At 34.6% G+C, this 26450-nt stretch carries 16 protein-coding genes; 8 read left to right on the top strand and 8 right to left on the bottom strand.

From position 1 onward, the window contains the following. Window positions 1-12 precede the first annotated feature (12 nt). The 5 genes from GKZ86_RS08515 to GKZ86_RS08495 form a co-directional block, all read right to left on the bottom strand. Window positions 13-1644, bottom strand: a complete 1632-nt coding sequence (locus tag GKZ86_RS08515) for a hypothetical protein (protein WP_154782687.1) — start codon at window positions 1642-1644, stop codon at window positions 13-15. Window positions 1645-1880: 236 nt separating this feature from the next. After that, on the bottom strand, window positions 1881-3065 hold the full coding sequence (gene uxuA / locus GKZ86_RS08510) for a mannonate dehydratase (protein ID WP_154782686.1): 1185 nt from the start codon (window positions 3063-3065) through the stop codon (window positions 1881-1883). Window positions 3066-3336: 271 nt separating this feature from the next. Further along, window positions 3337-4149 (bottom strand): SDR family oxidoreductase, encoded by an 813-nt coding sequence (locus GKZ86_RS08505; RefSeq protein ID WP_154782685.1) that lies wholly within the window; start codon window positions 4147-4149, stop codon window positions 3337-3339. 206 nt (window positions 4150-4355) lie between these two features. Further along, window positions 4356-5018, bottom strand: a complete 663-nt coding sequence (locus GKZ86_RS08500) for a bifunctional 4-hydroxy-2-oxoglutarate aldolase/2-dehydro-3-deoxy-phosphogluconate aldolase (protein ID WP_154782684.1) — start codon at window positions 5016-5018, stop codon at window positions 4356-4358. A gap of 4 nt (window positions 5019-5022) precedes the next feature. Then, the gene (locus GKZ86_RS08495; RefSeq protein WP_154782683.1) at window positions 5023-5472 is read right to left on the bottom strand and encodes a YhcH/YjgK/YiaL family protein; all 450 of its coding nucleotides are present in this window, start codon (window positions 5470-5472) and stop codon (window positions 5023-5025) included. A 200-nt stretch (window positions 5473-5672) separates the two neighbouring features. Between GKZ86_RS08495 and GKZ86_RS08490 the strand changes: the two genes are divergently transcribed. Continuing rightward, entirely contained in the window at window positions 5673-6710 is a 1038-nt protein-coding gene (locus tag GKZ86_RS08490; RefSeq protein WP_370456754.1) for a substrate-binding domain-containing protein, read from the top strand. Window positions 6711-6897: 187 nt separating this feature from the next. Here the strand turns inward: GKZ86_RS08490 and GKZ86_RS08485 are convergent, their stop codons facing one another. Further along, window positions 6898-8067, bottom strand: a complete 1170-nt coding sequence (locus GKZ86_RS08485) for a DUF4861 family protein (protein ID WP_154782682.1) — start codon at window positions 8065-8067, stop codon at window positions 6898-6900. A 345-nt stretch (window positions 8068-8412) separates the two neighbouring features. Between GKZ86_RS08485 and GKZ86_RS08480 the strand changes: the two genes are divergently transcribed. Continuing rightward, window positions 8413-8880, top strand: coding sequence for an NUDIX domain-containing protein (locus GKZ86_RS08480; protein WP_154782681.1), 468 nt, complete (start codon window positions 8413-8415; stop codon window positions 8878-8880). 81 nt (window positions 8881-8961) lie between these two features. Next, a complete protein-coding gene (locus tag GKZ86_RS08475) occupies window positions 8962-9600 on the top strand; it encodes an HAD family phosphatase (protein ID WP_154782680.1) in 639 nt (212 codons plus the stop codon). Between the two features lie 111 nt (window positions 9601-9711). On the opposite strand, the gene GKZ86_RS08470 is transcribed toward GKZ86_RS08475, so the two are convergent. Then, window positions 9712-10473, bottom strand: a complete 762-nt coding sequence (locus GKZ86_RS08470) for a hypothetical protein (protein ID WP_154782679.1) — start codon at window positions 10471-10473, stop codon at window positions 9712-9714. A 321-nt stretch (window positions 10474-10794) separates the two neighbouring features. On the opposite strand from GKZ86_RS08470, the gene GKZ86_RS08465 reads away from it, so the two are divergent. From GKZ86_RS08465 to GKZ86_RS25445, 5 genes are all read left to right on the top strand, one after another. Further along, window positions 10795-13701, top strand: coding sequence for a triple tyrosine motif-containing protein (locus tag GKZ86_RS08465; protein ID WP_154782678.1), 2907 nt, complete (start codon window positions 10795-10797; stop codon window positions 13699-13701). A 462-nt stretch (window positions 13702-14163) separates the two neighbouring features. Beyond that, window positions 14164-18117, top strand: a complete 3954-nt coding sequence (locus GKZ86_RS08460; protein ID WP_154782677.1) for a family 16 glycosylhydrolase — start codon at window positions 14164-14166, stop codon at window positions 18115-18117. 173 nt (window positions 18118-18290) lie between these two features. Further along, window positions 18291-20960, top strand: a complete 2670-nt coding sequence (locus GKZ86_RS08455) for a beta-1,3-glucanase family protein (protein WP_154782676.1) — start codon at window positions 18291-18293, stop codon at window positions 20958-20960. Window positions 20961-21138: 178 nt separating this feature from the next. Further along, window positions 21139-22764 (top strand): glycosyl hydrolase family 18 protein, encoded by a 1626-nt coding sequence (locus GKZ86_RS08450; protein ID WP_154782675.1) that lies wholly within the window; start codon window positions 21139-21141, stop codon window positions 22762-22764. A gap of 256 nt (window positions 22765-23020) precedes the next feature. Next, complete coding sequence (locus tag GKZ86_RS25445) at window positions 23021-25900, top strand: RICIN domain-containing protein (protein WP_228526566.1); 2880 nt, start codon at window positions 23021-23023, stop codon at window positions 25898-25900. Between the two features lie 64 nt (window positions 25901-25964). On the opposite strand, the gene GKZ86_RS08440 is transcribed toward GKZ86_RS25445, so the two are convergent. Continuing rightward, window positions 25965-26441 (bottom strand): hypothetical protein, encoded by a 477-nt coding sequence (locus tag GKZ86_RS08440; protein WP_154782674.1) that lies wholly within the window; start codon window positions 26439-26441, stop codon window positions 25965-25967. Window positions 26442-26450 lie beyond the last annotated feature (9 nt).

The raw sequence follows: 26450 nt of genomic DNA, 5'->3' as shown, positions 1-26450 counted from the left end.
GGCAAGAAACATTTATTTTATTCGTTTTTTTAATTGATAATCATACAACGAGGGAACTTTTTCCATTGATGTATTCAAAAACTCAATATAAACGTCAGGTTCATATTTTACTTCGAATTTGGCGTTTCCGTTCACGCCAATAATTCTGGCGAAAGGCCCATCTTTCATTCCATATAATAAAACAGGTTTATCAGAAGGATTTGAAACCTGAACATTCAAATTCCAAAAAGTGCTAAAAGGCGCGTGAGATGGTTTCCAATAATCAGCGCCGCCGCCGCCAAATAAATAGTAACTATTGTTTTTATCTGCGGTGATATGAACTGTAATATTATCAAATAGATTTTGATGATTTGCTCCCGAATGCTGGTCTAAAAGTGCATCTTCAAATATTTCACAATTCTGATATACATTTTTAGTCGCAAAAGTGTTGAAACTCAAAGGATGAACCGCTTTGTTGTAAATTTTAAGATTCTTGACCAAAACATTATGCACACCGCCTAAAGTTACGGTATAATGTGCCATGTGGCTTCCATCAGTAATAATATCCTGAACGGTAACATTCGAAATTTCTTCAGCTAAAATTCCGCTGTCAGCATTTGTAATCACAACATCTTTGACCCAACTATTAAAAACACGCGTTAAAAATATCGCGTTATTTCCCGGCTCTACGTGATGTGCAACTCTTGGAATATCAGGAAAAGTAAAGCGAATATGCTCAATTCCAACTTCATTTAAATGTTTCCATTCCACCAATTGTGCCTGATAACTGGGTTTAATCGAAATTGTCAAAGGAGTTTTGATCGTTATTTTTGAATTTGAAATTTTAGTGATTTCAACTTGTTGCCTAACAATCGGAAGTTTTGGGAATTTCCAATGATGAGAACCCGGTTTTACATTTGCACCTTTATATAAATCTTTAATGATTTCGCCATTTTCACCATCTTTATTAAACAATTGCAATTCGACAATATCGCCTACTTTTAAGCCTTTTACATCTGAAACCGTAATAATATGTTCGCCCATAGTTCCGGAACTTACTTTTGCCAAAGGATTTGGAGTTGGTTCGTATTTGTCCAGATATGATTTTACACGTTCATTGGGAATTTGAGTCCAGATAAATCCGCCGGACCACGCGTATTGCGAAAATGGCAAATCGACATTGTTTTCAGGTTCACGTTGTCTTTTATCAAAAGAAGTTAAATATTCACGAAGTTCTGCCAATGATTCAGGATTTTTAAGATACATCATGGGTCTTGGAAAATAAATTTCAGTTCCGTTTTCACCAGAACCTGCGCCGCGAAGTACAAAATTGCTTCTTTCAATATATAAAATATCACTCAGGATAATTTTTCCTGCGGGCAATTTCAAAATCACATTTCCTTCGACAGCATTTGCTGCTTTTACGGCTTTCAATAATGCTTTTGAATCATCTAAACCGTCATTTGCTTTTACGCCAAAATCAGTAGCATTGATAATTTTTCCTTGTGGTTCAGGAAGATTTGTTTCTCCAAAATGATACCCTGCGTAACTAAAATCAGGCAGGTAATTTGTTTTTGAATCTGTGAGTATTTTAGGAGTTTGCTGCCCCATTACAATACTATTTACAAAAACGCTGCAATAAATAATAAGGGCGTGACGATTCATGGTTTGTGGTTATTTGGTTAGTTAGTTTTTGGTTTTGCCACTAAGGCACTAAGGCACAATTTTTTTTCGTTTCACGCAGATTTTAAAAAGATTTAAGCAGATACGCGCAGATTATTTATCTCAAAAAAAATTAAAATTAAATCTGCTCTAATCTGCAGAATCTGCGTGAAACAAAATCTTTTTAATCTGTGGCTTAAAAAAATCTTCGTCCCTTAGTGCCTTCGTGGCAAAACCTTTTATAGAGATCTCTTAATCCCTAATTCAAGTCCGCGTAATTCTGCTAAACCTCTTAAACGGCCAATCGCAGAATAACCCGGATTTGTTTTTTTATTTAAATCATCCAGCATTTGATGCCCGTGATCCGGACGCATTGGTAATGCGGTATTGTTTCTTTTCTCTACTTCAAGAATCGCTTTTACGACTTCGTACATATCAACATCGCCTTCAAGATGATTGGCTTCGTAAAAACTTCCTTCCTCATCTCGTTGCGTACTTCTTAAATGAATAAAATTCATTTTATCGCCGTGACGTCTCACAATTCCCGGTAAATCATTATCAGCTCTTACGCCGTATGAACCCGTACACATCGTAAATCCGTTTGATTTAGAAGGCGCAGCATTCATTAATTCTGTTAAATCCTCTTCAGTACTTACAACTCTTGGTAAACCTAAAATCGGGTAGGGCGGATCGTCAGGATGAATGGCCATCAAAACGCCTTTACTTTCTGCAACCGGAATAATTTCCTTTAAAAAGAAGAAAAGATTATCCTTTAAAGTTTGTCTGTCAATATGGTTATAACCACTTAAAGTAACCAGAAAATCTTCTACAGAATACGCTTCTTCGGCGCCAGGAAGTCCTGCCAGAATATTTTGCTGAAGTTTTACTTTATCAGCATCATTCATGGCGTTAAAGTATTTAGACGCCTTTTCAATTTGTATTGATGAATATTCTTTTTCTGCTCCGGGTCTTTTCAAAATAAACAATTCAAAAGCGGCAAACGCATTAATATCAAAACGTAACGCTTTTGATCCGTCAGTAACTTCAAAAGACAAATCCGTTCTTGACCAATCTAAAACCGGCATGAAATTGTAGCAAATGCATTTGATGCCGCATAAAGCCAGATTCCGAATGCTTTCTTTATAATTTTCAATGTATTGCAAATAATTCCCGGTTTGTTTTTTAATGTCTTCATGAACCGGAATACTTTCTACAACCGACCATGTTAAACCTGAAGCTCCTTTTTTTGGATCACCATTTTCATGTTCAATCTCTACTTTTCGTTTAATAATTTCTTCAATTTCCCATACTTGCCCGTTCGGGATATGGTGCAAAGCAGTTACGATTCCGGTTGCTCCGGTTTGTTTAATATCTTGTAAAGAAACTGGATCGTTGGGGCCGAACCATCTTAACGTTTGTTCCATTTTTATGTGTTTTTCGTCCTGCAAGGTTTTCAAAATCTTGTAGGTATAATTATTAATGTTTTTAAGAAGCTATTCCCGCTATCCGCTACAATCTTTTGTGCCTCCCGAAGCCTCGGGACCGGCACAAAAGGATTTCCACTTCTATCGGGGCTAGGGCATTCGTTTTCATAAGAAGCATTTTTCATTTTGTGTCATCCCGCGTAAAAGAATCACAAACTAGTTATTGTAAACCTACAAGGTTTTTAAAACCTTGCAGGAACGTAACAAATCTTTAAATACTTGTAGCGGCAAATCCGCCATCTACTTTTATAATTGTTCCCGTTACAAATTTGGACATGTCGCTGCATAAAAATAAAAGCGCACCATCAATATCTTCCGGTGTTCCAAATCGTCCCATTGGAGTATGTTCGATAATTTTTTCACCTCTTGGCGTTAATTTTCCTTCCGGCGTAAGCAATAAAGCTCTGTTTTGTTCTCCGATAAAAAATCCTGGTGAAATCGCATTTACACGAATTCCTTCACCATATTTTGAAGCAAGTTCAACCGACATCCATTGTGTGAAATTGTCGATCGCCGCTTTTGAAGCCGAATATCCAACCACTCTTGTTAAAGGTCTTTGCGCCGATGCCGATGAAATATTGATAATAATTCCCTGTTTTTGTTTTGCAAAAAGTTCAGCAAATACTTGCGACGGAAGCATGGTTCCAATAATATTAAGATCTACCACTTTTTGCAAATCATCAACCTGCATGTCATAAACCGCCTGATTTGGTTGTATCGTTGCGCCCGGCATATTTCCGCCCGCAGCATTGATTAAAATATCAAGTCGGCCGTATTTTTCTACGATAAAATCTCTGGCTTTTTCCAGTTCTTCTTTGTTTAAAACATTGGCTTGTATCGCAAAAGCTTTTCCACCGTTGCTTTCTATAGCAGCTACAGTGTTATTCGCTTTTTCGATCGATTGTGAAACAATTCCTGTAATAACGCCTTGTTTTGCCAAAACGTTTGCAAAATTGCTTCCCAATACGCCCGCACCACCGGTAATTAATGCAACTTTTCCTTTTAGATTAAATATTGAATCCATTTTAAATTTTATGATTTATAGTAATTTTTTCTAACACATAGATTCATAGATCTTGTTACTGTTAAAAGGCGTTTCATTTGCATTAACAATCCCGTCCCGAAGTTTCGGGATCGGGACTATGTGTGAGAAACGAGTTTTAGTTGATCTTCTTTTTTACATAAAGAAAAAACTATGTTTCTATGTGTTTAAATATATTTTGATCAGATTTATTTTCTTATGGTCTGAATTATTTCAATTGCTTTTTTGGTCTCATTTTCAATTACATCATAATCTCTTTCTTCCATACGTTTTTTGCTGATCAGTTTACTTCCAAGCCCAACAGCAGAAGCTCCGGCAGAAAACCAGCTTTCAATACTTGCATGAGTAGCTTCAACGCCGCCGGTAGTCATGAAAACCAACGATGGAAAAATGTCTTTTATACTGCTTAAAAAATCGATACCTAATATATTTCCGGGAAAAAGTTTAACGAGTTTTATTCCGGCATTTTCAGCCGCAATAATTTCTGTTGGCGTCATACATCCAGGAGCGTATAAAACTTCTTTGCTTTTTAGGAAAATTGCAACTTCAGGAACAAAACCCGGACTGATAAAAAAGTCAGCTCCGGCGCTGTAAAAATCTTTTGCCTGTTCTAAGTTTTTAATAGTTCCGATTCCCAGTAACATTCCGGGTAATTCGGCATTTCGAACAGCGACCATTTTCTTGAAGTTTGATAATGCTTCAGAACCTCTGTTTGTATATTCTACAGCTCTGATTCCTGCTTTGTAAAGCGTTCTTAAAACATCTACCGTAATAGTTTCATCGGTATTGAAATACAAAGGCAGAATCCCTTGTCTTGCAATAACATCAATTGAGTTCGAGATCGTATTCATGGTTTTATATTTTTACTTTAATGACTATTTTTCTCAATAATCCTTCGCCAATCATAGCGGCGTGTACATCATCAGGAAACAGAATCGTAAATTGTCCTTCCTGTAATTCAAAAAACATATCCGGTTTATCATGAAAAAAACGAACGTCTCTTTCATCGCTGTAATCTCCATTTGGACTCACGCATTTTTCTCTCGGTTTCCAGGCAAAAGTTTCAGGGCCTTTTATCAAAAACTGAATATCGATATTCTGGTCATGACATTCAAAACCTTTAATACTTTCTTCTCTGGTTGATCCTTCGCCGGAAATTGCAATTACCCTTAAACCATCAGCAATTTCAAATGAACCGTTTTCCAGATTACTAATATCATTTTGACTTAAATATTCAAATGCTCTTTTAAAATTAGGATGCAAACCGAAGTACTTTGAAGCATTGCTTAAAATGTCTATAATCATATTTTAAATTTTATAATTTATTTTTTTACTTGTAATTTTTTTACAAATACTAAATAAATGATTGTTTTGTATGTAAATTATGTATTTTTGCGTGTACGCACACGGGCTGTTACAAATGTATAGAAAAAGTTAACTAAAACAACTTATCTGTAATAAAAAAAATTAATTTTACGAACTCATAAAATCGTTTTAACCTTAAAATAAGCACTATCATAACAATAAAAAAAATAGCGGAATTAGCCAATGTTTCACCGGGAACGGTGGATAGAATCATTCATAATCGTGGACAGGTAACGCAGGATAATGTAGATAAGGTAAATGCTATAATTGAAAAATTTGGTTATAAACGAAATATCTTAGCAAGTAATCTCGCATTAAATAAAAAATTTCATTTTGCAGTTTTTCTTCCCAAGTATGAAAATATCGAATATTGGAAAAGTCAGATTACAGGAATAGAAAAAGCGGCTGTTGAATTTGGAAAATTCGGTGTTGTTCTCGATTATTTTTTCTACGATTTTAATGCTGTTTCCTTTAAAAAAGAAATCGAAAAAGTATTAGATTTTGAGTGCGACGGTTTATTGTTTGCACCGATTTTTTACGAAGAATCAGTTCAGTTTTTAAACGAATATCAAAAGAAAAATATTCCGATTGTTATGATCGATTCTAATATTGGTACTAATATAGAACATGCCTACATTGGACAAGATGCTTTTCAGAGTGGCTATCTGGCGGGAAGACTTATTAGTTTTGCCGTAAAAAATGAAAGACAAATCCTGATTTTTAAAATCACCAGAGAAATAGAAAGTACATCGGTTTATTTACAACGCATTGATGGTTTTTATTCTTTCTTTAAAGATAATGAAGAACTTACGAATTTTAAATTCTCAGAAATAACCATTAAAGATTCCGGGATTGATCAGTTAAACCTCGAAATGTTTTCCGGAATAAACAGCGTTTTTGTACCCAATTCAAGAGCTTACATTGTGGCAAGATTTCTGGAACAAAACCATATAAAAGGTGTTCGAATTATTGGTTACGATTTATTAAAGGATAATATTGAATACCTAAATAAAGGAATAATTGATTTCTTAATCAACCAAAGACCGGAAGAACAAGGATATATGGGAATCAATCATTTGTATAAAAAAACAGTATTACAAGAAACGGTCGAAAATACCCATTATATTCCGTTAGAGATTATCCTGAAAGAAAATTATTTCCCTGTGAAGCTTCGATAAAAAAGAAGATTACGACAATAAAATTTGATCACAAAATCTCCTTTGCAATTTTCAAACATAGCCCGCGGTTTCAACCGCGGGAACCATAGTGAGGTTTGCGTTTTAATAATGATTGCGTTCCTACGGTTGAAACCGCAGGCTATGTTTAAGTATTTTGTGTTTATAATCTTTGGTGCTGTACCTGTGATCACTTCTTAACCTTAACCAAAAGCGGATTATTTATCTTTTTACTAAAGGAACTCAAATACGTTTCCCATTCTGCTTTAGTCTGAAACGGGCTTCCTTTTTTCCATCCAAAACCCACATAATAAATCGCTTTATTGTTTTTTACAGCAATGTTTCCGTACAAATTACTTAAGTCTTTATCGTTGGTTACATAATTATCAAAACTCGTTAAAGTGCTTTTTGGAGCCACCAATCCTGTTCCAATTTCAGAATCATCAATTGGTTCCCAATGACTTATCCAGCCTTCTTTAAGGTTTGTACCAATAGTTCCTTTTTTGTCATGAAGCGTTAATCCCGCAGCAATCGATTTTGTTCCTGTAATATTAATTTCAAAACGAGAAAGATAACTTCCGTAATCAAGACTTATCAATTTAGATTCGGTTATTTTGTTTCCTTTTGCATCCCAATCAGCATACGTTAAAATAAAACTGGTTCTAATTGGTCCCGTTGTAACGGTTTTCCAGCTTACGAAATTTTTAGAAAAATAATATTTGCCATCGATTTTAACGGCAATTCCACCAACGCCGCGGCTGTCACCAACATGAAAATTATCTAAACCTTCGCCAGTATCTTTATGATATGTTCCCGTTCCGTTAGTTGCTTTTTCGTACCATTTATTAATAATAGGATATTCGACTCTTTTTAGCCACGCATCAATTCCACTTGTTAAAGTTCCGCCAGCGATTTTATCTTCGACCATTTTTTGCGCTACCGGACCATAAGTTCTAAACGCAACTTTATTGTTTTCCCACGCATAATCATCGGTTCGTTCAGGAACAAATCTCGAATAGCAATTAATTGTTTTTGATGCCGATGGATTTGTTCCAACTAAAACTTCAAAATCCTGTTTTGCAGAAGCTTTTATTTTGGGTTGAAATAATAAAACATCCATAATTCCGTCGCCATCGTTATCTACAGTTTGGGTTTCCAAAAACGAATTTGTGGTGACTTCTTTCACAGCATAATCTTCAAGTTTTGCAGAAGAGGGTAATCCCAATGATTTTTTGGTGAGTTCAACAGTTTCAAATTCACGATCTATGGGAAGAGAATTTGAAACAGTTATGATTTTATTTTGAGAATGAACGGCAAAACTACTTGCCAGAAGTACGGTTAATAAAAAAAGTCTTTTCAAAATAGGAAGATTTTAATTGTGGTTATTTGAATTATAAATTTACAAATCAAATCGTAAGCAGGAATACATATTAGGTATAAAATATGTACAGAAATGAGATTGCAAATATTTTTCATTTTAATAAAAGGAAGTTTTTATTTGAATTTAAGTTCTAAAAATCAAGTAATTCGGGTTATCTAAAATATATCGATTCTGAAAACTTATATTTAACAAATAAAGAATTATTTTTATTGGAAGAAACAAAAACTTAAATATAAGATTTGAAAAATTTTTAAGATTAATTCCACAATCTGATGGAATTGAAATAGATCTTTTTAATCATCATAAAAAAATAAAATCATTTTCATGAAACAAAGTGCCGGCATATTACTTTACAAATTTATTGGTTCGACCATATTTTTTTTATTGGTTCATCCCGGTGGACCATTTTGGAAAAATAAAGATTTAGAAAGCTGGTCGATTCCAAAAGGAGAATTTACAGATGACGAAGATCCGCTTGAAGCTGCAAAACGTGAATTTAAGGAAGAAACCGGTTTTGAGCTGGAAGGAGATGATTTTATAAAATTAGAATATGTAAAACTCAAATCAGGAAAAACAGTTTTTGCCTGGGCTTTAGAATTTGATATTGATGTTGCTTTGGTAAAAAGTAATGAATTTGAAATAGAGTGGCCGCCCAAATCCGGAAATCTGCAAAGTTTTCCTGAAATTGATAAAGCCGAATGGTTTCAAACTGCAGAAGCCCTGAAAAAAATAAACCCGGCACAGGCTGATTTTATAGTTCAGATCATTTCCAAAATTTCGACATCGCTTTAAAATCCGCATAACTTTCTAAAATAATTTTTGTAATTTACATTTTCGGTCAAGCCGAATAATTTTAAATGTAAAGAATAAAATATGGAAGTTAAATGTATAATTTTTGATTGCGACGGAGTTCTTGTGGATACTGAAAAAATAGGAAATGGAATTCTTCTTTCCATGGCGGCAGAACATGGTTTCGAAATGGAACTTGAAGATGCTTATCGCGACTTTAACGGTCGTAACTTAAAAGAATGTTTCCTTCATATAGAAAATGCAATTGCAAAAAAACTTCCTGATAATTTTGAAGCTGAATATCGCGAAAAGAGTTTTGAAGCCTTCAGAACTCAGGTAAAACCTATGGAAGGCATTGTTGATTTTCTCAATAAATTAAAAATTCCGTATTGTGTAGCTTCCAGCGGTCCCGTTGACAAAATCCGATTAAATCTTGAAGTATCGGGTTTGATGGATAAATTCGAAAATAAAATATTTAGCTCCTATCAAATTAATAGCTGGAAACCAGATCCCGGGATTTTTCTCCACGCTGCAAAACAAATGGGTTTTGATGTCAAAGATTGCATTGTAATCGAAGACAGTAAAGCCGGAGTAAAAGCCGGAATTTCGGGAGGATTTAAAGTTTACGGTTTTGCTAACGGTTATAATAATGATGACTTATTAGAAGAAGGAGCGGTACTTTTTGATAGTTATGAAGAGTTGGATAAAGTGCTTCGTTTTTAATTTTATACTTAGTTTCTATAGCTTATTCTTTCAACTATATATTGATTTTATAAGTAAGACTTCCATTAATGGAAGTCTTACTTATATTAAAATTAAAAAAAGATTCTTTTATTAGTATTGATATCTAACTATTGAATATGGTGTTCCGTTAACAACATCGACCATTTTTGAAGTAGGATAACCATTTGAATTGTATTCATACACATTAATCACGGTACCAATATAACCTGTTTTATATAAAGAAGTTGTTTTAATAATATTATTAACTGTTGACTCAAGTTTTAATAACAAATTGTAGCCTAAAATATTTTTTAAATTATTATTTTTAGTATCATATTCATATAATAGCGAACTTTCTAATACAGAATTCAAATATTGTTCATCTTTAATAATATTACCATTTTTAAAGAAAAACTTACCTGAAATAGGATCTTCCTCTTCTTCTTCGCCCGTTATGAAATTAACGTTATATTTTTGGTACGTAACAGTTCCATCTTCATTATGAAAATACTTTACGAGATTTTTGTATTGAGGTCCAAAATCGTAATCAGCACTCAAACAAGAATAAATTTTGCCATTAACGTATTTATATTCTCTAATTGAAAAAAGTTTTCCTTGTGCATCAACATCTTCAACTTTTGTAATTACATCACCAGTATAGATATAATTAGTTTTAGATCCGTCTTGAAAAGTAATACTTTGAATTCGATTTCCATCATAAGACATTTTTTGTGTATAAGTTTTACCGTTAATACTAACCGCCGTTTCTTTTACAAAAATAGGCTCTTGTAAATTTGATGATTCCTTATCATCATTAGTGCAGGAAGAAAACGATAGTAAAATAATACTCAGTAAACAAAGGATTTTTTTCATGTTTGGTTTTTAAACGAATGCAAATTAACAAATAACTAATCTATAAATAACTATTTGTATAGACTTTGATTTTATATTTCTTAATTGTACACTTTTTGAATTCGCATATTCCCAATTATCAATGTAATTTGTTACAATAAAATAAAATTTTATATATTTGAATTTAGATATTCGCTTTTTTTGTGACTTAAAATATTAAATTATTAATGTTAGCGTTAATAAATAAACGATTTATATTACTTAAAAATGATTTCTCCCAAAGCGGTTGTTTTTAAGATTGCGGTTTTTAAGGCCGTAAAGTAACCTACAGACAAAAACGAAATGACGAATTTTACAATTAGATTTTTAGTTTTATCGATATTCTTTTTGCCCCATTTTTTTAGCGCCCAAATTAAAAAAATCGGAGTTCCATTTATCACCAATTACAATCCGAAAACGTATAAAGCAGCTTCTGAGAATTGGGATCTTTTGCAGGATTCTAAAGGCATGATGTTTTTTGCCAATCATTTCGGGATTATGCAGTTTGACGGAGTACGATGGAGTATCATAACACAACCGGAAAATAAAAGTATGGTTCGCTCTCTTGCGATCGATAAAAATGATAAAATGTATGTTGGCGCACAGGGCGATTTTGGCTTTGTGGTGGAATTACCAAACGGACAATATAAATATACTTCATTAGTAAAACTGCTTCCGGATTCTGCTAAAAATTTTGGCGATGTTTTGCATACGGTTATGTTCAATAACGAAGTGGTTTTTTTCTCCAGCGAAAGACTATTTATTTATAAAAACAACAAAATCAAAGTAATAAAGTCTGATTCTAATTTTGATGAATTTTTTAAAACCGATAATGCTGTCTATGTTTTAGATAATGAAAAAGGATTGTTGAAACTTAAAGATGATGTTTTGAAACCCATAATCGACGGACAAAAATTTTCAGGAATGAAGATTCGAAAAGCATTTGAAACCAAAGATGGTTTGATTTTGCTGACCCAAAAAAATGGACTTTTTATTTATAAAAACAATCAAATACAGCCTTTTGTAACCGAAGCTGATTATTTACTGAAACAAAATCAAATTACAACCGGAATTCTGCTTTCTGACGGATATTTCGGAATCGGGACGCGACAAACGGGATTGATAGTTATAGATAGTTTGGGACATCTTATTCAACATGTCAACAAACAAATGGGTTTGCAAAACGAATATGTAACCAATCTTAAAACCGATAAAGAAGGAAATCTTTGGGTTACATTAAAAGAAGGTATTTCCCTGATTCAGATTTCTTCGCCTTTGTCAAGAATATTAGATACATCAAATTCAGAAACCAAGATATATTGCAGTCAGATTTATCAGAATAAGCTATATATCGCTACAGATAATGGTTTGTTTTGGCTTGATTGGAATGCATACAAAAATGGAAAACGAGAAAATGCAAACTTTCAATATATTTCGGGAATGTCTGAAAATGTCTGGAATATTGGTGTTTTTGGTAACTCACTTTTAGCTTTTGAAAAGAATGGAATTTTCGAAGTAAAAGGAAATTCGGCTCAATTAATTGCAAAAACCGATGGCGCATGGAAAGGTATAATTATTCCTGATCATCCTGATTTATTGCTTGTTGGCGGATATACGGGATTGTATTTATTGAAAAATATAAATGGTTCCTGGGTTTTTCAACATAAAATAAAAGGTTTTGAAGAAAGCAGCAGGGTAATTGAAAAAGATGCAGCAGGAAACATTTGGATCGCGCACGGTTATAAAGGAATTTTTAAAATTAGATTTAATAAAACCTTTGACGCAGTTTCAAACATTCAGTTTTATGATCAAAGAACTGGTTTTCCGTCGAGTTTGTTTTTGAATACTTTCAAAATCAATAATCAGATTCTTTTTGGAACAACAAAGGGAGTTTACAAGCGAAATACAACTTCAAAAAGAATGATTCCTGATCCTGTTTTCAAAAAATATCTCGGACTTGATAATCATATTCGTTTACTTAAAGAAGATAATCAAAATAATATCTGGTACGTTTCTGGTGAAAATACCGGAAAAATGACGCAGCAATCAGACGGGAAATTTACTAAAGAAGAATTGCCTTTTAGAAAATTAAGATATTTATATATTCCGGGTTTCGAAAATATTCAAACCACTTCAAACGGAGATGTATTTTTTGGTACACAAGACGGTTTGATTCATTATAATATAACCAAAAACAAAAAATATCAAGCAAAATACAAAGCTGTTATTTCAGAGGTTAAATGTATTTTTCCGAAAGACAGTTTGTTATTTTCGAGCAGATATGATGTACTTCCGTCACATAATGAAACTAGTGAAGAACTTTGTCCTACTTTATCGCATTCAAATAACGCCTTGCATTTTTCGTTTGCCTCACTTTGTTATGATGAAGCCGATGCAACAAAATACGAATATTGGCTGGAAGGTTTTGAACCTAAATGGTCAGAATACAGTCTGCAGACTGAAAAAGAATATACGAACTTGCCTGAAAACGAATATGTTTTTCATGTAAGGGCAAAAAATATTTATGATGTTGTAAGTGAAGAAGCTGTTTTTAAATTTGAAATTTTACCGCCGTGGTACAGAACGACCTGGGCTTATATTTTGTATTTACTGCTTTTTGGCGTTTTGATTTATACGATTATCAAATATCAAAAAAACCTTGCAGAACGCAAACGTTCACAACTTATTATTAATCAGGAAAAAGAACTTTTATTTACGCGTGCAGAATTTAATGAACAGAAATTGTTGTTAGAAAAGGAAAATCTGGAAGCGACTATTAATCTTAAAAATGCAAAAGTAGCTTCGAATACTGTGAATCTTATTCATTTAAATGAAATCCTGCTTTCTATAAAAGACCTTATTGGTCAGATTGATAAGAAAAACGAACCTAACGTTAATTTTAGTTTACTGACAAAAATCAACCGAATTATTGATCACGAATTGCAAGGCGATCAACATTGGAATGAGTTTGAAGAAATCTTTAATCAGCTTCATGATAACTTCATGCAACGTTTAAAAACGACTTTCCCGGAACTGACTCCTCGCGATATGCGTTTGTGTGCTTATTTGCGAATGAATTTCAATACAAAAGAAATCGCTCCACTTTTAGGGATTTCCGTAAGGGGCGTTGAAGATACCCGATACCGTATTCGAAAAAAAATGCAGCTTCCGTCAGATACTAATATTACGGAGTTTATTCTTAATTTTTAATGTGTTTAATGTTTTCTCGCAGATTTGGCAGATCTCGCAGATTTTTGATTTGCTGTAATTTTTCACGCAGATTTAAAAAAGATTTAAGCAGATGCGCACAGATAATTATCCAAATTTAAATCTGCTTCAATTTGTAGAATCTGCATGAAAGAAATCTTTCAATCCTTTGTTCAGCGGTAAACATTTTAACCTATTCTTACAAATAAAATTCCTTCTCGATCTGTTTAAAACCAATACCTGGCGCGTTTTTTAGTATCAGTAAAATCCTAAGTAGTTTTACGCTTTTTGACGGCTAATTATTACATTTTTTTATAAACACCGTAGTCAAACCGTAGCCATAAATGTTAATTTTAGGCAGTTTATTTGTTAATATTGTCATCTTATTAATACAATATAGATCTGTTTGTAGAAAAACAGAAGATTTGTTGTGTTAATAAGCTTTACTAACAAAAAACAAAAAAAATGAAACAAAAAGACTTTTTTTTCGGCCGACCACCGGGAAGCAATTACTATTTTTTAATAAGGTGTATTATTTTGATACTATTTTTTCTTACACCTTTTTTTAAACTTCAGGCACAATGCAACACTTTAATTTGGTCAGATGAATTTAACGGTACAACCGTAGATTTAACCAAATGGCAAAGTATTTCCGGAAACGGTTGTCCCTCACTTTGCGGATTCGGAAATGCAGAAGCACAACGTTATGATCCGAATCAGGCCACAATTGTAAAAGAAGGATCAGACAGTTATTTGAACATTCAGGCTAAATATGAACCGAATGCATCATTTCCGTCACAACCATATTCCTCAGCAAAACTTACTACAGAGGGAAAATACGCTATAAAGTACGGAAGAATCGAAGCCCGTATGAAATTATCAAACGGAACGGGAGCTTGGCCTGCATTCTGGATGTTACCTGCCGGCACATCAAATTGGCCTTTTACAGGTGAAATTGATATTATGGAAGCCAAACACAGAAACCCAAAATCGATTGATGGAACGATTCATTACGATGGCGGCGGATATCATTATACAGGAAGAAGTTATAGCTCTCCAACAGATTTATCGACAGAATTTCACGTTTATGCGGTAGAATGGGGACCAAATATCATTAAATGGTTTATCGACGGCAATTTATTTCATACTGCTACACCAAATACGACTGTAAATGGAGGCTGGCCTTTTAATGATCAACAGTTTTATATCATTTTAAATCTGGCTGTTGGTAGCGGTGGAACGCCTTATACAAGTGTAAACGGTGCAGGTGTAGAACCAATTCCGGCTGATTTTCCGGCAAAACTGCAAGTCGATTATGTTCGCGTTTACAGCGGAAGTTTTACTTACGGCGTTCTTGGTGATGCAAAAGTATACAACAACGAAACAGGAAAAACGTATTCTATAAATACGATTGCAGGCGCAACTTACAACTGGACAGTTCCTGCAGGCGCAACCATTACTTCAGGACAAGGAACAAATACAATTACTGTAAACTGGGGAACTTCTGGGGGAGATGTTTCGGTAGCGACTACAGTTTCAGGATGTACTGCTAATACTTATAAATTGGCTGTAACTACCGAAGTTCCTTTACCGGTAGAAAGAATTTACGAAGATTTTCAATCAAACAGGAATATTGTTTACGGACTTAAAACAGGAGTTTTAACAGAAGCCGTTGCAAATCCATCGGCTACGGGAATTAATACTTCTGCTTTAGTTGGAAAATATGTTCGTAACACAGCTGAATTATACGATGTTTTGAATATCAAAAATGTAACGATCAGTAATGCCAATGATTATGTTTATGGCAGAAAAAAGATCTCTTTTGATATTTATACTTCAGCTCCGGTTGGAACTAAAATTTCGATGCAACTTGAAAATAGTCTTGTAACAACAGCAACAAATTTTCCGTCAGGAAGACATAGCGGTTACAAAGCCACAACAACGGTTCAAAACAAATGGGAAACTATTGAATTTGAATTTGAAAAAGTTATCGATCCAAACACAAGTGCTTTAACAATAAATAATGTCGTTTTCCTTTTTGAATCGAATTCGAATGCAGGAACGACGTATTATTTTGATAATTTGCTAACGAAAGCCGCACCTGAAAAACCAATTATTGCTACAGATGTTTTACAAAACTACGATGGCATCAACAAAATTATAAAAGGAACTACAACCGGAACCTATTCTGTTGTAGCAAATCCGGGAACTAATTCGGTTAACTCATCTGCGAATGTGGCAAAATATGTTAGAAATGTAACTGAACAATATGATGTACTTTTCTTCAATACACAAAGCACAATTGAAGATGCTGGTTTATTAAAAAATCAGACGAATAAAATCATGATCGATGTGTATACTTCTGCACCAATTGGAACGGTTGTAAGTTTGAATTTAGAAAACAGTGCAACATCGCTTCCGGCTAATTTTCCAACAGGAAGAAATAGTAATTATGTAGCGATCACGACGAAACAAAATCAATGGGAAACGTTGACTTTCTATTACAATTCAAGTCCGGATGCTGGAACTTCAAATCTTGCCATCAACCAAATGGTAATATTAGCGAATTCAGGTTCTTATACAAGTGACACTTATTATTTTGATAATATCAGAATTGGTACAACCAAACTTCCTGATACTTTCACGCCAGGTGTTGTGTATGAAGATTATCAAACCGTTCATAATATTACGTTTAGAGACGCTAACGGAACTTATACTCCAAATACTGCAAATCCAAGTGCAAGCGGAATTAATACGTCTTCGAATGTTGGAAAATATGTTAGAAAATCAACCGAGTTGTATGATAATTTTTCATTCAATACGACTTTAACCAACATTGCAGATTTCAAAAACGGAACTAAAAAATTCGCTATGGATATTTACACTTCGGCTCCGGTTGGATCTGTAATTTCATGGCAGGCAGAAAGCAGCGCTTCGATTCCTTCAAATTATCCTACGGGAAGACATAGTATTTATCAAGGTGTTGTAAAACAAACCAATACATGGCATACAGTAACTTTTACGTATGCAAGTTCTCCGGATGCTTCGACTTTAGACAATGAAGTGAATCGTTTTGTTTTCTTGTTAGAACCTGGAACAAATTCCGGAAACACGTATTATTTTGATAATATCAGAGCTGTAAATTTAGTTTCTACAGAAAATCCTCCGGCAACTTTACCTGCGCCGTGGGTTAGTACAGATTTAGGTGCTGTAACTCCGGCAGGAGAAGCAACTCATGCTAACGGAACTTTTACGATTAAAGGATCAGGAACAGATATTTGGGAAACGAGCGATCAATTTCAATTTGTAAATCAACCTATTACCGGTGATGCAGAGATTATTGCCAAAGTAAATTCATTGACCAACACAAATACGTATGCCAAAGCGGGAGTTATGTTCCGTGAAACGCTTACGCCAACTTCTAAACATGCCATGACCGATGTTAGTGCAGCGGCGGGTGTAGAGTTTTTAGCCAGAAATGCTGTTTCGGGAATTACGACTGCTGATGTAGCTGCAGGAACGGCTCCAAAATGGATTCGTATTGTAAGATCAGGAAATGTATTTACATCTTATACTTCTGATAATGGAACAACGTGGACACAACTTGGAACGCCAAAAACAATTGTTATGGCAAATACAATTTATGCAGGAATGGCTGTAACATCTCACGCAAACGGAACGTTGACAACGGGAGTTTTCAGTGATGTTATTGTTAGAAATATCACGGCAAATCCAAATGTCAATTTAGCTTTAGCAAAAACAGCAACAGCTTCTACAGAAGAAAATGCTACTTATTCTTCGGCGAAAGCCACAGACGGAGATGCAGGAACTCGTTGGGCAAGTAGTTTTGCTAATGCAAGCGAATGGATTTATGTTGATTTAGGAAGTAATTACAATATCAACCGTGTGGTATTAAAATGGGAAGCGGCTTTTGCAACCCAATATAAAGTACAGATTTCTACGGATAATGTTTTCACCGAAAATGAAACGGTTAATACGCAAACAGCAAGCGACGGCGGAACTGATGATTTAGCGGTAAGCGGAACGGGAAGATACATTAGAATTTTATGTACTGCCAAAGCATTAGCTCCATACGGATATTCTCTGTTTGAAATCGAAGCTTACGGATCTGCTTCAGCTGCCAAAAAAGCGGCTGTTATCGAAGCAGAAGAAGTAGAAACTGTTTTTGTACTGTATCCAAATCCGGCGAGTAATTATGTACAGCTTTCATTACCTGAAAAATTAGATAATAAAGTGGTAACAATTTATGATAATACAGGAACATTAATTATTCAGAATAAAGTTGATGCAGCTGCCAATGAAAGTTTTATTGATATCAGCAGGCTTCCGAAAGGAATTTATATCCTGAATTTTAAATCAGATCAAAAAAGCTGGACTAAAAAATTGATTAAGAAATAACTAAAAAATCCGTTGGGTGTAATTTGTTTAAAAATAATCTTCTTGTTAATGACTTGGAATTAAATTTAAAAAGGATAGCACCACAATTTCACCTGACGGATTAATAAAGTCATATTACAAAGCTGACTTTAGGTTTAAAAATCTATTTACGTAACCCCAAAATTAATTTAGATATGAAAAGAATTAAACTCACAAAAATTCCTATTCTGATTGCACTGTTTTTTGTGTTTTCAAATTTTATGCACGGGCAAGGCGCCATACCATTTACAATTACCAATAGTTCTACATTTAATGATAATGAATTGTATGTAGCGATTGTTGGTATTGATTACACAACCGGAAATCACGTTTGGGTAAATGCCAAAACAAGTCAGGTTTTGCCCATGAATTCGTCTTATAATACTGTTACGGGCCCAACAATTGGCGGCAATACCGGACCGGGACAAAACTCAAAATATGCTGCTTGTTTTACCAAATTAAGCGAGATTCCAAACAAAACTTTCACATTGCCTTTAATCGCAGGCTGTAGGGTTTTTATAGCCAAAGGACAACAATTGTATTTTTACTTTTTTGGAGCAAGTGGCGCGCCTTCCGGATATACATCACCAAATCCGTTGAATGCTACAGATCCGAATCAGGGAATTTTATATGAAATTATTGAATTAACAAACAATCAATATGGTTTCTTTGGAAATCCTTCGAGAGTTGATTCGTATAAATATCCAATGGGATTAGAATTATTTGGTGCTAACGGATATCAGAAAAAAGTTGGTGAATTAAAAAACCACGCTGATATTGTTGCTGCTTTTAAAGCAAATGTTCCGGCAGAATTTCAAGGTTGTGTAAATAATACAACAGGCGAAATTACTGCTCCATCTAAAACGCCTGCTTTTGCAGACGGAACAGGAGGAACTACTGTTGGTGCTCAAGCCAATTATTTAAAATCGTATATCGATGCCATCTGGAATAAATATAAAAATGAAGATTTAATATTTTATGCCGGAGATGCGGGAGTTTTTAAAGGAAGAGTAATTGGAGAACAATTAGAAGTTGTTGGACAATCCGGCGGTTTTGTTGGCCGTACAGGAAGAGTTCAAAACAGACCAACAACGCAGGAAGCGCTTGAAGGAAAAGGTGTTCTGGACAGAAGACTTGTTGACGGAGATTTAGATCTTGTGGTTCAGGCACAATTAACTGCAGCGATCAACAGACACATGGTAAATACGACAACAGCAAATCCGGGACAACAAAACTGGTATAATGCGGCACAATTTTATCAAACAAACCCAACCAATCATTATTCTAAATTCTGGCATTTACCGGGAATCAGTATTGATAATCTGGCTTATGGATTTGCTTATGATGATGTGGCAGATCAATCACCATCGCTTCATACACCACAACCAACAAAAGTTATTGCTGTTTTTGGAGGATATGCAGGAACAGTTCCTTCAGTTCCCGCTACAACAGATGTAATTACGGTTTATAAAGATTGTAATTATACAGGATTTTCTGGCGGATTAACAATTGGAGATTATAATTTGGCACGTTTGAATACTTTAGGCGTTTTAAATGATGATATTTCTTCACTTAAAATCACACAAGGATTTCAGGCGATATTATATCAGGATGATAATTTTACAGGAACTTCAACGGTAATTAATTCTGATAATGCTTGTTTAAACACAACGTGGAATGATAAAGTAACTTCTATCAGAATCATTGCAAACGGAACGACAACTTTAGGAAATCAGACTTTCTTTTTGCAAAACAGAAACAGCAATTTATACATGGATGTATGGAATGCAAGTGTAGCAAATGGAGCAGGAATTAATCAAGGCGCTCTTAATTCAGCAAACAATCAAAAATTTACTTTTACGCACTTAGGCGATGGTTTGTATAAAATTATAGCAAATCATAGCGGACAGTCATTAGATGTAAATAATTTTAATAAAGCTAATGGTGCACGTGTAGAACAATATCCTTACAATGCGACAACCAACCAACAATTTGTATTGGTTTCTACAGGCGATGGATTTTACAAAATTGTTGCAAGACACAGCGGTAGAATTGTTGAGGTTGCAGGAGCGAGCACAGCAAGTGGCGCAATTGTACAACAATGGGATAATAACAACCAAACTTGCGGACAATGGAAACTGGTTCCGGCAACATCTTCTCAAACATCTGTTTTAATTCAGGCCGAAGATTATTCTGCTATGAGCGGAATTCAGGTTGAAGCTACAACTGATACAGGCGGAGGTTCAAACGTTGGTTATACTGAAACTGGAGACTGGTTGGCGTATAACAGCATTAATTTTCCAACAACGGGTTCTTATTTAATCGAATACAGAGTTGCAAGTGCTGTAACGGGCGGTAAATTATCTTCTGATTTAAATGGCGGAACTATCGTTTTAGGAAACGTTGATATTCCAAATACCGGAGGATGGCAAAACTGGCAAACCGTTTCTCAAACTGTAAATGTAAATGCAGGAACGTACAATTTTGGAATCTACATTCAAAATACCGGAATGAACATCAACTGGATTAAAATTACAAAAGTAGGTGCCGGTTTAGCTGCAAAAACAGCTTCGGCTTCAGTAGAAAAAGAGCCAGTTGCTACGGTATTAAACATATATCCGAGTCCGGTAGAAAATACACTTTTCATAAGTACAGAAGTAAGTGGAAGTAATGTGAGTATTGTAGATTCTCAAACAGGAGCTACAGTTGTATCACAAAAAATCAATAATAACAGTGTAGATGTTTCGCGTTTAAGAACCGGAATTTATTTACTTGTTGTTGAAAAAGACGGACAAAAAACAGTAAAACGTTTTATTAAGAAATAATTAAGGACTATAAAATTAAGAGTAAAGAAACAAGAGTCAAGATTTTTTGAATCAATCTAAAACTTAAAATCTTGTTTCTTGCCTCTTAAATCTAATAGTCTAAAATCTAAGATCAACAATATTATTAAGTTCTCCCCCAAAATTTACAAATATTTATTAATCTATTAAAAATGTTACCATGAAAAACAATTACAAAACGATCCAGCTAAAATGGATCTTGATTTTCGTTCTGGGTGTTATTAATCTATCAACCGCCCAAAAAAAAGTAATCGCTTACATTCCAAACTGGATTGATCTGAATTCATTTTCAAGCACCATTCAGTACAGTAAATTAACGCATATTAATATTGCGTTCGAAAATCCTGATGCAAACGGATATCTAACTTTCAATTCAGGAAGTAATACCATCATTAATGCAGCGCACGGACAAGGAATAAAAGTTTTTGTTTCGCTTGGAGGAGGTTCCGTTTCTGAAGGCGGTGCCATTCGTGACAATTATTTCAATTTGATTACGCCTGGAAACAGAACAGCTTTCATTCAAAAATTATATGATTACGTTGTAGCCCACAATTTTGATGGAATCGACGTAGATCTTGAAGGTCCTGCGATCAATGGTGATTATGGAGGATTTGTAATTGCATTAGCTGCGAAATTGCATGCAAATGGTAAATTAATTTCAGCCGCACTTTCAGAAGGGTATGGCGGTGCCAATGTACCAGCTTCTACTTTTGCTGCTTACGACTGGATTAATATTATGGCTTATGATGCAACAGGTCCTTGGGCTCCCGGAAGTCCTGGACAGCATTCTCCATACAGTATGGCTGTAAATCAGTTTAATTACTGGACAGGAAGAGGTTTACCGGCAAGCAAAGCTATTATCGGACTTCCGTTTTACGGATATGGTTTTGGAGCTTCTGCCAATCAGGGAATTTCTTATGCTAACATTGTAGCGCAATATCCTGGAGCTGAAAATGTAGATCAGGTAGGAAACACGATTTACTATAACGGAATTCCAACTATCAAAGCAAAAACAACTTTTGCAATTCAAAATGCAGGAGGAGTTATGATTTGGGAATTATCTCAGGATGCAACTGGTTCAAAATCATTATTAACAGCCGTAAATCAGGTTATTACAGGAAGTCAGCCACCAACAGGAACAGGTACTTTGATACAAGCAGAAAGTTACTCTGCAATGAGCGGAATTCAAACAGAAGCTACAACAGATACTGGCGGAGGTTTAAATGTAGGTTATGCAGATACAGGTGACTGGTTGGCGTATTACAATATCAATTTTCCAACATCAGGTTCTTATGTAATTGAATACAGAGTTGCAAGTGCAGTTTCCGGAGGAAGATTATCTTCAGATTTAACTGCAGGAACAATTCAGCTTGGTGCTGTTGATGTTCCAAATACCGGAGGATGGCAAAATTGGCAAACGATTACTCAAACTGTAAACGTAAATGCCGGAACATACAACTTCGGAATATATGTTCAGAATACAGGTTTTAATCTAAACTGGTTCAGAATCACAAAATCAGGATCGGCTTTAGCAGCAAAATCAGCTTCAGCAGATAAAATAGAAAGCCTGAATGTTTATCCAAGCCCAACAGAAAGTGAACTTTTCTTTAGTGCAGAGGTTTCAGGAGCAAATGTAAGCATCATAAACTCTCAGGATGGTGCTACAATTTCATCACAAAAAGCCAATAGTAACAGTATTAATGTTGCAGGTTTAAAAAGCGGAATCTATTTGATTTTAGTTGAAAAAGACGGAATCAAAACAGTAAGACGTTTTATCAAAAAATAATCTTTTCAAAAAGCGCTATTTCTTTCTTTTTTATAAAAAGAAGGAATAGTGCTTTTGTTTTTTTAAATACAGATTGGAAAAATTAAAAATTCAGAATTAAAAAATCTGCTCAATCTGCAAAATCTGCGTGAAAAATTACAGCACAAATCTATGTGAATTGAGAACAAGTGAAACATCTTTTTAGCTAAAAATATCTATGTCCCTATGTGTTTAAAACACGTAATAGATTAAACAGTAACCCCAAACCCCAAATAAAATGAAAAACAATTACAGATTTCTGTTAAGTTTACTTTTGATTCTGACTTTAGGAAATTTTGCCTTTGGGCAGACCTCTTTAGGTTCGAGTAAAACTTTTATGAACAATCTTAAAAAAGAACTGGTGACTTCTGCCACTTCAAAAACGACAGAAAAAACAGTTTTGCTTGAAGTAGAAAACTCAAAAAGCTTTAACGGAAAAATTAATTACAAAGAATCAAATGCTTCAAGTGAGTTTTTGATTGGAGAAATCAAGAATGTAGCAGAATCTTCTTTTTACATTAAAGTAAAGGATCAATCGCTTGAAGGCCACATTATTTTTAAGAAAACAAAAGAAGCTTACAAATATTATTCTGATGCAAAAGGGAACGCTTATGTTTCTAAAGTTGATATAAATACTTTGGTTTGTATCGATTACAGAAACGTTCCTGAAAGCACAAATAAATCAACCAGTAAAACTGCAGTAGCAGCTGCAATTGCTCCGGCTTTATTAAACTTACAAAGTTTACCGGGCGCTGCAGGTTGTGTAATGTTAGATTTTGACGGTTATAATATGCCGGCAGGAAATCTTTGGAATAACGGAAACGCGATTAATGCAGCTGCATCAGGAATGAGCGATGCAGATGTACAACAACATTGGGAAGTAGTATCAGAAGATTACAGACCTTTTAATGTAAACGTGACTACAAGCGAAGCCGTTTTTAATTCTTATCCAAGAAACAGAAGAATGCGCGTGGTGGTAACTCCAACCAATACTGCAGCTCCGGGAGCAGGAGGTGTGGCTTATATTGGTTCCTTCAATTGGGACAATGATGTGCCGTGTTGGGTATTTATTACCTCTGGAAAATCTGGTGGAGATGCCTCGGCGCATGAAGTTGGTCATACTTTTGATCTTGGCCATGACGGACGTACAAATCCTGCGGAAGATTATTTTGTAGGGATAAACAATACTTCGTGGGCGCCTATTATGGGAGCTGGTTATTACAGACCGGTTGTGCAATGGAGTAAAGGAGAATATGATTATGCTAATAACAAACAGGATGATGTTGCTACAATTGCAGGTTCTAAATTTGGTGTAGGATACAGAGGCGATGATTACGGAGATAATACAGCTTCTGCCGCTAATTTAGATTATAATGCAAGCGGAGCTATCAATCAGAAAAACGGAATTATTTCTAGTGAAGCTGATTACGATTTCTTTACGTTTACAACTGGCGGAGGAAATGTTTCGATCAATGCAAATACAGTTTCAAGAGACGGAAATCTGCATCTTTTAATACGATTATATAATTCAGCAGGAGCAGAAATGGGAACGTATTGGAATTCAGATCCGTTTGCTTTAAATGCTTCTATGAATGTAAACTTACCAGCCGGTAAATATTTTATTGGTGTTGATGGTACAGGAGCAGGAAGTGCCGGTTATGGCGGATATTCTGCTTATGGTTCTATTGGAAGTTATTCGGTTACAGGAACAATTCCACCGGGAGGAAATATAAGTGCAACTACAGATGTAATTACAGTTTATAAAGATTGTAACTACACAGGATTTTCTGGCGGATTAACGATTGGAGATTATAATCTGGCACGTTTAAATTCTTTGGGCGTTTTAAATGATGATATTTCTTCACTTAGAATTACACAAGGTTTTCAGGCAATTTTATATCAGGATGATAATTTTACAGGAGCTTCAACTGTAATTAATTCTGATAATTCATGTTTAAACACAACCTGGAATGATAAAGTGAGTTCGATTCGTATTTTGGCAAATGGAGTTACTACTTTAGGAAATCAGACTTTCTTTTTGCAAAACAGAAACAGCGGACTTAACATGGATGTTTGGAATGCGAGTTTAGCAAATGGTGCCAATATTGCACAAGGAACTGTAAATACAGGAAACAATCAAAAATATACTTTTACGCATTTAGGCGATGGATTGTATAAAATTATTGCGAATCATAGCGGGCAGTCTTTAGATGTAAATAACTTCAATAAAGCGAATGGCGCCAATGTAGAGCAATATCCGTATAACGGAACTACAAACCAGCAATTTGTATTGGTTTCTACAGGTGATGGATTTTATAAAATTGTTGCCAGACATAGTGGTAGAATTGTTGAGGTTGCAGGAGCAAGTACGGCAAATGGTGCCAATGTTCAGCAATGGGATAATAACAACCAGACTTGCGGACAATGGAAATTGATTGCGACTAGTACAGCACAAACTTCGACTTTAATTCAGGCTGAAAATTATTCTGCCATGAGCGGTATTCAGGTTGAAGCTACGACAGATACTGATGGAGGTTCAAACGTTGGTTATACTGAAACCGGAGACTGGTTGGCATATAACAATATCAATTTCCCTACAACAGGCTCTTATTTAATTGAATACAGAGTTGCAAGTGGCGTAACGGGCGGTAAATTATCATCTGATTTAAACGGAGGAACCATTATTTTAGGAAATGTTGATGTTCCAAATACAGGAGGATGGCAAAACTGGCAAACGGTTACACAAACCGTAAGCGTAAATGCCGGAACATACAACTTTGGAATATATGTTCAAAATACAGGTTTTAATCTAAACTGGATAAGAATTACCAAAATTGGTGCAGCAGCAACTCCGCAATCGTCAGCAATTATTGCAGATGAAGAAGTTACTGATGTTGCATTCAATATATATCCAAATCCGGTATCAGATACACTTTTCTTTACTACAGATGTAAGTGGAGGAAATGTAAGTGTAGTTGATTCTCAAACAGGAAGTTTGGTTGCATCGAAAAAAATCAATGACAATAATCTTAATGTTTCGGGTTTAAAAACAGGAATATATATTGTTATTTTTGATAAAGACGGTAAACAAACGATCAAGCGTTTTATTAAAAAATAAGTTTTTCTTATAAATATAAAGGCTGTCAGAAATGGCAGCCTTTTGTATTATAAAAAGTTGGTATTTATTTTTTTATTTTTTTCAATTCACCAATAAAAGGAATGGCGTCCTGAACTTCAGCTCGTATCGTAGTTTGCAGGTATTGTTCTAATTGAATAAATTTTGCAGCATTAACAGCTCCAATTACTTTTTTAGCTTTACCGTAGGTTTTAGAAAAAAGCTTTTCCTGATCTACATTATTTTTCAAATTATTCTTTGCTATTTCATCCGCTTTTTCATCTGTCAGATTATTGTAATTTGCAGCATAATCATTAATTATCTCAATCTTTTTTTGCCCCAGAGCCTTACGTTCAGTTTCATAATTAGTATAAACTTCCTTAAATGCAGTAGCTTGCGGTTCTGATAAGTTCAAATAATCGTTTACTAATTCTGTTTTCGATTTACCGTAAACACTTTGAATAATTGCTATATCATCAGACGATTGAGCAAATACAGGAGTAGACGAAACTGTAATAACTAATAATAGAAATAATTTTTTCATAGTTTTATT

It is taken from the genome of Flavobacterium sp. LC2016-13, assembly GCF_009707955.1.
Taxonomy (GTDB): Bacteria; Bacteroidota; Bacteroidia; order Flavobacteriales; family Flavobacteriaceae; genus Flavobacterium.
This window is presented reverse-complemented; position numbering and strand designations above follow the sequence as displayed.